We start from the raw sequence: 13,298 nt of genomic DNA on the forward strand, positions 1-13,298 counted from the left end.
GGTCAGTCTAGCGCTGGTGAGCGCGGGTGGAGCGCGCGTTAACGCTCTCGCAACACGGCAGTTTTTAGCGTGTGCACCATGACGATTGCTTCCAGACTTCCCCCACCAGCGACGCGCATCGCTGGCCTCGACGCCGCCCGCGCCGTCGCACTCGCCGCGATGATGTGCGCGCACCTGACCGACTCGACCTCGCCGTGGCTCTACGGCTTCCCGTCCGCGCTGTTCGCGGTGCTCGCGGGCGTGTCGATGCAGGTCTCGTCCCGCGCCACGGGCGGTGTGGCGCTGGCGCGTCAGCGCCACCAGGCGATGCTGCGTGGCGCGGCCCTGCTCACCCTGCACGTTGTGCTCACCCCGCTCTCGGGCTCGATCACGGTGGTCCTCGGCGCGTTCGGCGCCTGCTACCTCGCACTCGCCCCGGCGCCGCGCTGGCGCACGCGCACGCTCGCGGCCCTGTTCGCAGCCCTCACACTCGCCTCGGCGCTGCGCCTCCCACTCGCGGTCACCGCCCCACCGTACCCACTGTTCGAGTGGGCCGCGCTCATGGTCGCCGGCCTCATCGCCGCGCGCCTGCGCCCGCGCGTGTGGCTCGCAGCGCTCGGCTTCGCGCTCGCCGTCGGCGGCGTATGGGCCCGCTCGCTTATCGACGCCCACCTCCACCCCTTCCTCAACCCCAATGGCCACACCGGCGGCCTCATCGCCATCCTCAGCGAGGTCGGCTGCTCCCTGGGCGTCCTCACCGTCTGCCTCATCGTGTTCCGGCGCTTCTGCCCGTACCCGCTGCAGGCCCTGGGCCGGATGCCGCTGACGGTGTACTGCCTGCACGTGACCACTGCGGACCTTGTGCCGTCCGGCGCGGCATCCGCGGCCGTGAGCATCGCCGCCGCGTGCGCGCTGGCGTCGGTGTGGCAGCTGCGCTTCCCGCGCGGCCCGCTCGAAGAAGCCCTGCGCGCGTTCACCCGGTCGCTCTCGCGCCAGGACCTCCCCCAGCGACCACTTCCCACCACACTTACCAAAGGAGCATAACCATGCGAATCTCCACCTCCACGATCCCCGCCGCCGCTGCGCTCGTCGCAGCGCTCACGGCGCTGGCCGCCACGCCCGCCGGGGCGCTCGAATCCGACACGTTCGCCGCCGATTCCCCCGACACCGCGTCCGAGGGCGCGAGCGTCGTTTCCGTGCGCACCGCCAACGACGACCCTGCCGACGGCGTGTGCACTGGCACCGCAGTCGCGCCGCACTGGGTGGTCACGGCGCGCCACTGCATGGACCACCTGCCCACCGCCGGCGGGTCGGTGCGGACCGGCGAGGGTAACGCGCAGCGGACGGTGGCCGTGGATCGGTGGCTCACCGCGCCCCAGGGCGACATCGCGCTGCTGCACACCGCCGATGACCTCGGCCTGGACCGCTACGCCACCGTGGACACCGAGGTCCCCGGCCCCGACACCGCCGCCCGCGTCTACGGCTGGTCCTCCGACGGCTCGGGCGCCACGACCCGCCTGCCCGTCACCGACGCGACCGTCGAGGGCGCAAGCCCCATGGCGCTTTTCGACGCCCACCAAGCCCTCACCATCGCGCTCGCCCAGGGAGCCGGCATCCAGGGTGGCGACTCCGGCGGCCCCGTCTTCCGCGACGGCAAGCTCACCGGCGTGCTCAGCGCCGGGCTGTTTGTGAACCCGGACGACCCGGAGGAAGTCGCCATGGACACCAACGCGGCCGCCTCCGCCGCCCCGCTCGGCGACGCCGCCGAGTGGATCAACGACACAATCGCCGACGACCTGAGCGACGCTGATGCCGCGGCAGACCCCGGCGCCGGCGGGGCGTCTGCGGCGCCGTACCTCATCGCCATCGCGGTGCTGCTCGCCGTGGCGGCCGGTGCGGCGGTGGTTGCGCGGCGGAGGGGGCACGGAGGCGTCGATAAGCAATAGGCCGAACCCCACATTTGGCGAGGCTCAATGTGGCAATATGCTGTAAAAGCCCATTGTTTCGGACAATTTTATGGAAGGTGGCTCAGCGCCGATGTCCACGAGCTCCCCAACACCTGCGAAGCCCGCACGCAAAGCTCGAGGCCTCAGCCACCGACACATCCACTTCATCGCGCTCGGCTCCGCCATCGGCACCGGCTTGTTCTACGGCTCGGCCGGCGCGATCCAGGCCGCTGGGCCGTCCGTCCTGCTGGTGTACCTCCTCGGCGGCGCGGTGGTGTACTTCATGCTCCGCGCGCTCGGCGAGATGAGCGTGCGCCACCCCGTCCGCGGTTCCTTCGCCGTGTACGCGCGAGAGCACCTCGGCGGGCTGGGCGGCTACATCACCGGCTGGATGTTCGCCTTCGAGATGATCATCGTGTGCCTGGCGGACCTCACCGCCATCGGCATCTACATGAAGTTCTGGTTCCCCGGCACGCCCGCCTGGGTGTGGATCACCGCGACCCTGTTGGTCATCGGCGCCGCCAACCTGGCCAGCGTGCGGTGGTTCGGCGAGCTGGAGTTCGCGTTCACGCTGATCAAGGTGGTCGCCGTGGTGGCCATGATCGTTGGCGGCGCGGCCGTCCTCGCCTTCGGGCTGGGCACGCACCCCGAAACCACCGGGCTTGCCAACCTGTGGAACGACGGCGGCTTCTTCCCCAACGGCCCCGAGGGCATGATTGCCGCGTTCATCCTCGTCCTCTTCGCGTTCGGCGGCACTGAGATCATCGGCGTGGCCGGCACCGAGGCCGACGACCCGGACCGCTCCATCCCCAAGGCCGTGAACACGGTGCCGGTGCGCATCCTCCTGTTCTACGTGCTGGCCATCCTCATCATCCTCATGCTCAACCCGTGGCGCAGCATTACCGGCGACGAGTCCCCGTTCGTGCAGATCTTCTCCACCCTCGGTGTGAACTGGGCGGCGGGCCTGCTCAACCTGGTGGTCATCACCGCGGCGCTTTCCGCCATCAACGCGGACCTGTTCGGCACCGGCCGCGTGCTCACGGGCCTGGCTCGCGAGGGACTCGCGCCCCGCGTGATGGCGCGCACGGTTCGCGACATCCCCGTCATGACCACCGTGACCCTGCTCATCGTCCTGGTCGTGGGCGTTGTCCTCAACGCGCAGTTCCCCGACGTCTTCGAGACGATCGCCGCGCTCGCCACCTTCGCCACCGTCTTCGTCTGGCTGATGATCCTCATCGCCCACCTCGCCTCGCGCCGCCGCATGACGGCCGCCGAACAGCGCGCGCTGCACTTCCCGGTCCCGTTCTGGCCCTACGGCCAGTGGTTCGCCGTGGCGTTCATCCTGTTCACGTTCGGCATCATGGTGTGGCTGCCGCAGTACCACGTCGCCCTCGGCGCCGGCGTCGTCTTCCTCGTCGTCATGACGGGCATGTACTTTGTCACCGGCCGACCGAAGGCGATCGCCGCGGCGCACACGGAGGAGGACTTCAAGTAGGGCTGGCTTATCGACGCCACCGTGCCCGCTTTCGCCCGAATACGTCCGACTTTACGGGAAATTCCGTTGTTTTCTGACCGGCTCCGCGGCACCGGCCCCAACGTTGTGCAATGATGGATGCCGGAAACAACGTCTACCGGTCACGGTATCGGAAAGAGGAGAACCACAGTGAGCATCACGAACCCGTCCACCCCGAAGAACAACATCACCCCCGGCAACAAGGTCGTGCTCATCGGCGCCGGCGCCGTTGGTGTCGCCTACGCCTACGCCCTGATCAACCAGGGCCTGTGTGACCAGCTCGCCATCATCGACCTCGCTGAGGAAAAGACTCGCGGCGAGGTCGAGGACCTGAACCACGCTGTCCCCTACTCCGGCCACAACACCAAGGTCACCTTCGGCACCTACGAGGACTGCCGCGACGCGGCACTGGTGGTCAACTGCGCGGGCGTCGCTCAGCGCGAAGGCGAAACCCGCCTGGACCTGGTGGGCCGCAACGTGAAGATCTTCGAGTCCATTAACAAGGAGGTCATGGCAAACGGCTTCAACGGCATCTACCTGGTCGCCACCAACCCGGTCGACATTCTGACCTACGCCACCCAGAAGCAGACCGGCCTGCCCGCCTCCCAGGTGCTCGGCTCCGGCACCGTCCTGGACACCGCCCGCTGGCGCTACAACCTGTCCCAGAAGTACAACGTGTCTGCATCGTCGGTGCACTCCTACATCATCGGCGAGCACGGCGACACCGAGCTCCCGGTCATCTCCACCGGCTCCATCGCAGGTATCGCGCTGCGCAACCGCCTCGCCGAGGAAGCCGAGAGCAACCCGGACGTGTACAAGGAGGTCGACGAGATGTTCGTAGCAACTCGCGACGCCGCGTACCACATCATCCAGGCAAAGGGCTCGACCGACTTTGGCATCGGCAGCTGCCTCGCCCGCATCACCCGCGCCATCTTCGCCAACGAGGACGTCGTCCTGCCGATCTCGGCCAAGCTGGACGGCCAGTACGGCCACAACGACATCTACATCGGCACCCCGGCCGTGGTGAACCGCAACGGTGTGCGCGAGGCCGTCGAACTCCGCCTCAACGATGAGGAGAAGGAGAAGTTCGACCACTCCGCAACCACCCTGCGCAAGGTCATGGAGGACGCTGGCCTGGTCTAAGCCAGCGCTCACGCTCGACTCGTAAAAAGGCACCGCAGTTCTGCGGTGCCTTTCCCATGCGGGGAGACATACACCCCCCCCCCGTGCCGACGCTCGGTATGCCCACGAGTCCCACGCGCAGCCTGCGAATTGTGATACTGACACGACCACCCAAGATTATGCGGCACAGTCTCCCCACCATGGCGATGCTCGATCATATGATGCGCATCGCACCGCGCGACAGGCTGCGTCCACCCCGAACCCGATTACTCGGTATGCACTAAGCACTGGGTGAACGCTCGTAGGCTTCGTACCCTACACGCACCCCAATACGACCGTCCGTCCACAGCCCGCATATTCATGTAACACGTAGCAGAGGAGCGAAGCCTCCCATCATCCACAAATTGCAAAAGCGGGTATAAAATCGTTGCAGGATCGGGTATAAAACTGTTGCAAAAGCGGGTATAAAATCGTTGCATAATTGGGTACAATGCTGGTGTGCAGTACTTTTCCCGCTTTGCAGATCAGGTTTTGGAGGACTCCCTCCAGCTCATGGGAGGTGTCCTCCTTGAAGGGCCACGCGCTTGCGGGAAAACCTCTACTGCCCTCCAAAAGGCTGCAAGTTCTGTACGCCTCGACCGATCCCCCGAGCTGATCACGCTCGCCGAATTGAACCCCGCAATTTTACTCAACGGCCCAACGCCTCGCCTCATTGATGAGTGGCAACTCGCACCTTCCATATGGAACACGATCCGCCATGAGATTGACGATCGCCAAGGACGCGGGGAGTTCATCCTTTCAGGATCAGCGGCACCAGCCGATGACACCACGCGTCACTCAGGTGCGGGACGCTTTGCAAGATTGAGGATGCGTCCAATGTCGCTCGCGGAGAGTGGGGCGTCGACAAACCAGGTAAGCCTCGCAGAGCTACAACCGGGCGTTGGTGTGAGCGGAGTTTCCAAGCTCACCTATAAGGGCATGGCCGAACAAGCCGTACGTGGCGGATGGCCAGGCCTACTCGGCACCAACACCCAGCAGGCGGTCATGTTTAATCGCTCGTACCTGGACAATGTCTTCGACGTGGAAGTACCAGAAAGCGTTGGCACACGTCACAACCAGCTAAACATTCGTCGGACCTTGGAATCCATCGCTCGGAACATTTCTGGCGAAGCAACGTTGAAAACACTCGCTGCAGACGTGTCTTCCGATGCCACAACAGTCGATCCGAAAACGGTCTCCACTTACCTCCAGGCACTTACCCGAATATTCATCCTCGACGAATTGCAGCCTTGGAGCGTCGCGCTCCGATCCAAATCACGGCTGCGCACCTCACCGAAGCTCCACCTCGCTGACCCCAGCCTGGCCTGCGCCGCCTTAGGTATCGGCGTTGACCGTCTCGCGAAGGACCCAGAGTTTTTCGGCCAGATCTTCGAGTCCATGGTCATCCGAGACCTGCGTGCTGCATCCGCCCTCCAGCACGGTCACGTCTACCACTACCGCGACAACACGGGCCTTGAAGTTGACGCCATCATCGAATACCCCGAGGACGGAAAATGGGGTGCCTGCGAAGTCAAACTCGGGGCGTCGCAGATCCCACAAGCCGAAGCAAACCTCATCAAACTCCGTGACGAACGTGTCGACACCAACAGGGTCGGGTCGCCTGCATACTTAGCCATTATCACCGCTACGGAGTATGCATACACGCTTCCTAGCGGAGTACACGTGATTCCTTTGGGCACCCTCACCGCTTAGCGGTCACAGAAACGAGTCAAACCACTCTCCCGGAATTGCAAAAGCATGTATAAACTCCGTGCACTGCAGGATTACGCAACACCAGGAACGCATCCATCGCCCTGCTGAGCGCCTAAACCAGCGGCGCGGACCCCGAAGTTTCAAACTGTAGTACGCGGATTGTAATAATCCTCGAAATGATGAGCGAAGGCGCCGGGCGAGCGGGTTTTTCAAAAGCCCAGGCCGCGCAGAGCCCCCACACCAGGTACTGCGCCTTCAGGCACTTATCACCGTGTCATCCAACCACATCATTTTTCGCCGCATCAAATACGCCTGCACATCCGCAGCCGGCCCAGGCAACCGCACGGTGGCATACCCATCCCATGATGAGTCACCCCCACGCGCGGAGTGCTCGGCTCGGTCGCCGGCAACTGAACACGCTCGGGTCCTGCTGCTGCGAGAACGAACTCGAAACCGCAGCGGTCAACCCAAAAAGCGCATCCAAAACACACGTCTAATAAGACTTATGCCCTTGTGCCTTGAGCACGACCGGTTCCACCTCCGCGTAGGCTGCGACCTCGTCGACAAAGCTCTCGTCGTGGCAGGTGAGGATCACCGCTTGGCCTGCGCGCAGGCCGTCCGCGATGACGTGGTGCGCCTGGGTGCGGCCGGTGGCGTCGAGTGAGGTATCGGGTTCGTCGATAAGCACGAGCTCCCGGCCCTGGGCGAAGACCTGGCGCAATTGGGCGACCCGTAGCTGCGCCTGCGGAAGGTCAAGCGGGTGCGTTGCATCGTCGCCGCCGGCGAACTCCGCGAGCGTGGTCTCCACGACCTGCTCAGCCACGCGCTGCAGCGCAAGCGAGACGCCGACCGGCTGGGGAGGATTTCCGTCAAGGCCGGCAAGCGCGCGCAACAACGTCGTCTTGCCCGACCCATTGTGGCCGCGCAGCCACACCACCCCACCGCGGCGTGGCGCGAGCTCGACCGGGCCCACCTCGAAGTGCTCGCCGCGCTTTTCCCGAAAATGCCACCACTTGCGCTGCGGTGCCTGGCGGCCCGCGGTCACGGCGCCAAGCTCGATTCGGTCGGGCTGCGGCTCGACGGGATCAGGAAGCGACACGAGGGTAAGGCGGGGGCTGGGGGTAAGCGTGGCGTCGACAATGCCGAGCTGCGCGCCACCAATCTCGCGTGGTTGATAGCCAAGCACCAGCGCGCGGGAGGTAGCGACGAGCTGCTCAATCAAGCGCGCAGATTCCACATCAAGGCCCGCAAACGGGCAATCGAGCACGAGCAGCTCCGGCTCAAGCACCGCGACGCACGCGATGGCGAGGCGGCGAGTCTCGCCACCAGACAACGTCGCCGGGTGGCGCTCCGCCAAATGCGCAAGTCCCGTGCGCGCAAGAATGCGCTCGCAGCGCGCCTGCATCTCCGTACGCTCGACGCCGCGCTGCTCCAGGCCGATCGCCACCTCCTCGATCACCGTCTCGCGCAGGTACGTCACGTGCGCCGCAGCGTCCTGGCCCACGACACCGACGTTCGGCCACTCCTCGTGCAGCTGGTTTGCCAGCTGCGACATCCCGGAGCCGGACGCGCCGACAACCTGCACGCGGTCGTGCGTGCTCAGCGCGCGCTGCAGCAGCGTCAGATCCATACGACCACCACCACGCACGCGATCGGGGCGACGATCCGCAGCGCCTTCTGCACCGCGGAGTCTGGCACCGGCCGTAGCACCGTGCGCCTCCCCGGCAAGTCATAGCCGGCGGTTTCCAACGCCGCACCGCGGCTCGCACCCTGGCTGAGCAGCGCGGTGAGCACCGGCATGATCAGGCGCGTCACCACGTTTCGCGCGTACACCGGCGCGCGCTTGAGCGCCTGCGCGTCGCGTACCACCTTCACCTGCGCGCTGCCGTGCGGGACGAGCTGCAGCGTCGCGCCCGCGATGTACGCCAGCTTGTTTCCGCCGGGCAGCACCTGCAGCGCCTTGACCAGCTCGGGGATGCGGACGTACGCGACGGCGGCGAGCATGCACGCCATCAACGCGCAGAATCGCGCCGCCAGCGCTGCGCCCACCGCCAGGCCGTCCGCAGTGAGCAGTGGGGCGATGCGTTCGCTGCCGTACGGCGCGTGGATGAGCAGCATGGACAGCCCGACGGGCACGGCGAGCGCCACCGTCGTCGCCGGCACCGAGGCGTTGCGCGTGCGCCACACCCCGAGCACGCACGCGACAGCCGTCATGGCCAGCGACACCACGGGCGAATTCAGTCCGAGGACCAGGATCCACCCGCACGCCCCCGCCGCCAGCGCCGTGAGAGGATTAATCACGCTGCGCGGAGTGCGCTTTTCGACGCGGCGCGAACGCCTGAACTGTCTTCCGCGGCAACGCCCGCACCGTCACGTAGGCGATCGCGAGGACGATCACCTTGTCCAGCGGGTCCGAGAGGAACGCCTGCGTGGTCACCGACGCGATGAGCGATCCGCCCATCTCGCGGAAGAGCGACACGAGCGCACCGGTGCCTACGCCCGCGGTGCCACCGAACACGAACGCGGCCACCGGCGCGGCGACGGCGCCGCCGACCAGGCCCAGCAGCATGCCGTAGCCAACCACCGTGAATATCGAGTGCAGCGCGTGCAACCGGTGGATGAACACGCCCGCGAGGTACCCGACGAGCGCGGAACCCGCCGCGAACGGGAGCGCCACCGGGTTGAGCAGCCCCCAGACGACGTTGTTGAGCGCGCCGGTGGTCAGGCCGGCGATCGGCCCGGCGAGCGCGGCGACGAGCACGGTGCCGATCGTGTCCAGGTAGAGCGGCAGCCCGATCGAGCCGACGATCTGCCCCACGACGGAGTTGATGAGGATGGCCAGCGGGATCAGGCCCAGCGTGCGCGCTGGAAGCATGGGCAGCGTCGCCGCGAGCAGCAGGACGGTGCCCAGCCCGTAGCCGCACAGGGTGATGATCGCTTCGGTGGATCCGCCGACGCTGTCCCAGCTGCTCGGACGGACCAGCACAAGATACGCCCAGGTTGCGGCGATGCACAGGGCGCCGGCGATGACGAGGAGGCGCTGTGGCAGGGTCCAGTCTCCAAGCGCCATGTCGGTCGGGGGCTTCACCGGCCCTTTGGGCGGAAACGGCAGGCGGTCGTCGGTATCGTGCGACATGGGGGTTCTCCAGGGGTAATACGCGGAAAAGGGGAAACTAGTCCTGTGGTCGACAGGGTTTCGCCTATGTCACCTCGGCGAAGCAGACGGCGAAAGTGTACCAGCTATTCCTCCGCCTTGAGGTGATACCCCGCCTTGAGCTGCTCATCTCCTGCGGTGAATCGTGCGTGGAGGGAGAACGCGGCGTCGACAAGCGCCCAAGCGCTGGGAATGTCCGCCGAGGTGACCACGCGCGCGTTGGGCTCGCGCTCCCACATGCCGCGCAGGTCGGCGGCGACGGTGCCGCGCATGAGCTCGCTTGCGGCTTCGACGTCAATGGTGGCCTCGGCGGCGGCAGTGTCGACGCGACCGAGCGCGATGAGCACGGTGAGCAGGTCGTGGAGCTGGGCGCGGTAGCCCTCGCCGACGTCCTCGTGGAACTCGAAGTAGAAACGCGTAATCTCCGGCAGCGCGGACGCGATCGGCGTCTCCCCCAGCGCTTCGACGAGCCGATCGAGGCGCGGCGGGTCCAGCAGCATCTGCTCGGTCACGCCCAGCGAGCACAGCGTGATGGGCACCGGGGTGCGAGCGAAGACCTCCTGCGCGGCGTGCGGGTCGACCCAGAAGTTCCACTCGGCGGTCGGCGTGGTGTTACCTGGGTAGTTCACGGCCCCGCCCATCACCGTGATGTGGCGCAGCTGCGCGAAGTGGCGCGGGTGGCGGCGCGCAAACACGGCGAGGTTGGTCATGGGGCCGGTGACGATGAGGTGGAGGTCCTCGGTGCCGCGCTCGATGGCGTCGCACCAGAGCATGTCCCAATCTGTCGCCACGTGGCGCGCGGGCGCGTGCGCGTAGCCCAAGCCCGTCTCGCCGTGGGTTTCCGGGGTGGTGGTCAGCGCAAGCTCGAGTGGCTGCGGCTCGCCTGCGGCCACGGGGATCGCTGGCAGGTTGCACTGCGCAAGCACCCACGCGGCATTCTGCGCGCATTGCTCGGCCTCAACGTTGCCCGCGGTCGTGGTCACGCAGTCCAGCTCCAGCTCGCCGGCGTGGTGCGCGGCGGTGAGGTAGGTCAGCGCGAACGTGTCGTCGATGCCGGGGTCGCAGTCCAGCAGCACTCTCATCCTAAGTCTCCTTCGTCTCAGTTCCGCGCGTGAGCCAGACGCCTATCGACGCCACCGCAATCCCCGCGCAGGCCACAAACGCTACGCCAAACCCAAAGGCCTGGGCGAGCAGCCCCACCACAATCGGCGCGAAAATCTGGCCCGCGTCTTGCGCCATCTGGAACGTGGAGAGCACCTTGCCGCCGGAGCGGTGATTCCCAATGATGTCCGCGAGCGACGCCTGCTGCGCCGGGCCGATCAACCCGCTGCCCACGCCCGCAAGTGCGGACAGGACGAGCAGCGGCACGACGCTGGTGGCCAGCCCCATCGAGCCGGTGAACGCGGCGGTAGTGATCAAGCCGGCAACGATAAGTGGCTTGCGCCCGTGCTTATCCGCGAGCCTGCCGGAGAACTGCAGCGTAACCGCGGTGCCGAACGCAAACGCGGTGAGCGCAAACCCTGCGGCCGCCCCACCGTTGGCAAACACCGCTGCGGCGAACAGCGGCAGGATGGAAACGCGGGTTCCAAAGTTGACCCAGCCGTGCGCAAATGCCGAGGACAGCAGGCTCTGGTAGGTGGGCATACGCAACGCGCTGGACAGCTGCATCGGCGGCAGCGGCGGCGGCAGTTGCGCCCGGCCCTGCGGGTTGTGCGTAGCCACCCACACGAACAGCGCGGCGACGCCCACCATCAGCCCGTACACGGCAAACGGGATGCGGAAGCCCAGGAACGACAGGGCCGCGCCGATGATGGGGCCGATGATGTTGCCCAACAGGAACGCTGACGAATAGATCGCGTTGGCGCGGCCGCGTATCGAGGGGTGCGTCACCCGCACAATGAGCGCCTGCGCCGACAACGTAAACATGGTTGAGCCGAACCCCGCGATGAAGCGCAGCACAAAGATCTGCCAGTAAGCGGTGGCAAACGCCACGAAAAACGTCGCGGCCGCCACCACACTCACGCCCGTGATGTAGACGGGCCGCGAGCCGAGCTTGTCCACGAGCATGCCCGCACCGGGCGCGCCGATGAGCCTCGCAGCGGCAAACACGGAGACGACCGCGCCGGCCGCAGCCATGGACACGCCGAAGCTCGCGGTGAACTGCGGCAGGATCGGGGCGATAAATCCGTACCCGAGAGCAATGAGAAAGGCCGCCCCCACGAGCACCCAGATGGTGCGCGGGATGGCCGGCCGTGGCGGTGTGTGCGGCTGCTGCTGAGGTTCGGGCGTAGGGGTCATCGGGAAACAGCCTAAACCCACGCGCCAAGCGAGCAAACTGCAAAAACAACCACACGTTCGCCACTGTGTTCTAATTTGTGCGGTGCCGTGTTCACCTCTCCTCTTAGAGTGCCAGGCATGTTGAACTTCACAAGCAAAACGCACACCGCCCCCGCCCAGCCTTCCGACTACTGCGCCCCGCTGCCCACTGAGTACGCCGCGCACATCCGCGAGCGCGAACCGGACACGCTCCAGCAGCTCACGGCGATGATCCACCACCCGCGCTCGCTCGCGCGGCCCACTGCGCGGTGGCGCCCACCGACAAAACGGCTCCCCCGCCTCGGTCACACCACCGACCTCACCATCGCCATCTCGCGGCGCCGCGTCGGCCCACGCGCGCAGGCAAGAGTCCGCGGGTACGGCGAGGACCGAGTGCCCGCGTTTCTCATCGAGGTCCGCGTCACCGACCCCTCCGGACTCCCCACGGACCGCCGCGTCGCCGAAGGGTGGGTGCGCGCGCTTTTGCCTATCGACGCCGCGGGCGCCGTCCACGAGCTTCCGTCACCCCGCGCGGCCAGCTACGTCTGGCTCACCGACGGCGACTTCGTCCCGGTACTGTCACCGTCCTCCATGTTTGAGGGTCTCGCGGCGGCGTAGCCCGCCCGGGCTAGTCCTCGTCGTCTCCGTCGTCCTCGTCGTCTTCCTCATCGAAGCCGTCGTCTTCGTCATCTTCGACGTCGTCGTGGCCGAAGATGTCGTAGATGTCGGGCTCGTCCTCGTCGTCTTCCAGCGGGAGGAGCTGGCCTTCCCACTCCTCCGCCTGGTCAGCGGCAAGCGACAGGACGTCGAAGAGCCGGTCGAAGTCGGTGAACGTGCCGAGGCTGAGCATTTCCGCCTCGGACACCGCTTCGCTGTGGATGGTCTCGAACAGGCGCAGTCGATCCTCCTCGGTCAGCTCTGCGTCGCCGTCGGACTCCCAGAGTTCGCCGATCGCGTCGTCCATGAGGTCGTCGTAGTTGTCCGACAGCGCGATGAACTCGACCGTCGCGGTGGCGGTCCCCTGCACCACCTCGACCTGGACCTGCAGCTCGGCGCTTTCGCCGACCTCGGCGCGCACCAGCTGGCTGTTGACGCGATCCGGGAAGAACTCCAGGTCCTCAATACGCTCGTCCGTAGCCTCGAGGAGGTCGCGCAGCACGGTAATCACCTGGTCGGTGGCCATGTGCTCTGCCACGGTCTCCACGGCGCTTTCCACGGAGAAGACGACGGCGACGAGCGCGGCCTCAAATTCTTCATCGTCCTCGTCCACGTCCGCGGCGGCAATGTACACATTGGCGGCGGGCAGGAGCGGGTCGATTTCTACAAACTGGATTTCCACCTCGGACGTGATGGGCACGAACATGGTGTCGTCGTGTACCCGGGATTCAATCCCTTCACGGTCAAGGCTGGCTGCAATGTCCTCGAAAAAGCTCATGGCGGCGGTTTCCTTCCACTCTCCAGTCCAGGCCTGCCCCAGCCTAGCCAGGAATTCGCCGCGCCGTCGGCCGACGCGCAC

General features: G+C 66.3%; 12 protein-coding genes. 6 read left to right on the forward strand and 6 right to left on the reverse strand.

Features of this window, described 5'->3' with window-relative positions; genetic code table 11:
• Window positions 1-78: 78 nt before the first annotated feature.
• From OVO38_RS02420 to OVO38_RS02440, 5 genes are all read left to right on the forward strand, one after another.
• On the forward strand, window positions 79-1,023 hold the full coding sequence (locus OVO38_RS02420; protein ID WP_239216848.1) for a hypothetical protein: 945 nt from the start codon (window positions 79-81) through the stop codon (window positions 1,021-1,023).
• A gap of 2 nt (window positions 1,024-1,025) precedes the next feature.
• Window positions 1,026-1,925 (forward strand): trypsin-like serine protease, encoded by a 900-nt coding sequence (locus tag OVO38_RS02425; RefSeq protein ID WP_239216847.1) that lies wholly within the window; start codon window positions 1,026-1,028, stop codon window positions 1,923-1,925.
• 91 nt (window positions 1,926-2,016) lie between these two features.
• The gene (locus OVO38_RS02430) at window positions 2,017-3,420 is read left to right on the forward strand and encodes an amino acid permease (protein ID WP_267207686.1); all 1,404 of its coding nucleotides are present in this window, start codon (window positions 2,017-2,019) and stop codon (window positions 3,418-3,420) included.
• Window positions 3,421-3,588: 168 nt separating this feature from the next.
• Window positions 3,589-4,581: an L-lactate dehydrogenase gene (locus OVO38_RS02435; protein WP_240510656.1), complete on the forward strand. Its 993-nt coding sequence runs from the start codon at window positions 3,589-3,591 to the stop codon at window positions 4,579-4,581.
• A 477-nt stretch (window positions 4,582-5,058) separates the two neighbouring features.
• The gene (locus OVO38_RS02440) at window positions 5,059-6,312 is read left to right on the forward strand and encodes an ATP-binding protein (protein WP_122086358.1); all 1,254 of its coding nucleotides are present in this window, start codon (window positions 5,059-5,061) and stop codon (window positions 6,310-6,312) included.
• A gap of 493 nt (window positions 6,313-6,805) precedes the next feature.
• Here OVO38_RS02440 and OVO38_RS02445 read toward each other — a convergent pair whose 3' ends face one another.
• The 5 genes from OVO38_RS02445 to OVO38_RS02465 all read right to left on the reverse strand — a co-directional run bounded on the left by OVO38_RS02445 (window position 6,806) and on the right by OVO38_RS02465 (window position 11,764).
• The gene (locus OVO38_RS02445) at window positions 6,806-7,942 is read right to left on the reverse strand and encodes an ATP-binding cassette domain-containing protein (RefSeq protein ID WP_267207687.1); all 1,137 of its coding nucleotides are present in this window, start codon (window positions 7,940-7,942) and stop codon (window positions 6,806-6,808) included.
• A complete protein-coding gene (locus OVO38_RS02450) occupies window positions 7,933-8,613 on the reverse strand; it encodes an energy-coupling factor transporter transmembrane component T (RefSeq protein ID WP_267207688.1) in 681 nt (226 codons plus the stop codon). Before OVO38_RS02450 ends, OVO38_RS02445 begins: the two co-directional genes overlap by 10 nt.
• Window positions 8,606-9,382: a glycosyl transferase family 9 gene (locus OVO38_RS02455; RefSeq protein WP_095537063.1), complete on the reverse strand. Its 777-nt coding sequence runs from the start codon at window positions 9,380-9,382 to the stop codon at window positions 8,606-8,608. Before OVO38_RS02455 ends, OVO38_RS02450 begins: the two co-directional genes overlap by 8 nt.
• A gap of 170 nt (window positions 9,383-9,552) precedes the next feature.
• Window positions 9,553-10,548 carry a nucleoside hydrolase gene (locus tag OVO38_RS02460; RefSeq protein ID WP_239215743.1) on the reverse strand — a complete coding sequence of 332 codons (996 nt, stop codon included), beginning with the start codon at window positions 10,546-10,548 and terminating at the stop codon, window positions 9,553-9,555.
• Window position 10,549: 1 nt separating this feature from the next.
• Window positions 10,550-11,764: an MFS transporter gene (locus OVO38_RS02465; RefSeq protein ID WP_239215741.1), complete on the reverse strand. Its 1,215-nt coding sequence runs from the start codon at window positions 11,762-11,764 to the stop codon at window positions 10,550-10,552.
• A 117-nt stretch (window positions 11,765-11,881) separates the two neighbouring features.
• Here OVO38_RS02465 and OVO38_RS02470 point away from each other — a divergent pair, with 117 nt between their 5' ends.
• The gene (locus tag OVO38_RS02470) at window positions 11,882-12,400 is read left to right on the forward strand and encodes a hypothetical protein (protein WP_239215739.1); all 519 of its coding nucleotides are present in this window, start codon (window positions 11,882-11,884) and stop codon (window positions 12,398-12,400) included.
• 10 nt (window positions 12,401-12,410) lie between these two features.
• On the opposite strand, the gene OVO38_RS02475 is transcribed toward OVO38_RS02470, so the two are convergent.
• Window positions 12,411-13,217 (reverse strand): hypothetical protein, encoded by an 807-nt coding sequence (locus OVO38_RS02475; RefSeq protein WP_239215737.1) that lies wholly within the window; start codon window positions 13,215-13,217, stop codon window positions 12,411-12,413.
• Window positions 13,218-13,298 lie beyond the last annotated feature (81 nt).

This window comes from Corynebacterium sp. Marseille-P8863 (assembly GCF_946902955.1).
In the GTDB taxonomy this organism is placed as follows: domain Bacteria; phylum Actinomycetota; class Actinomycetes; order Mycobacteriales; family Mycobacteriaceae; genus Corynebacterium; species Corynebacterium gottingense.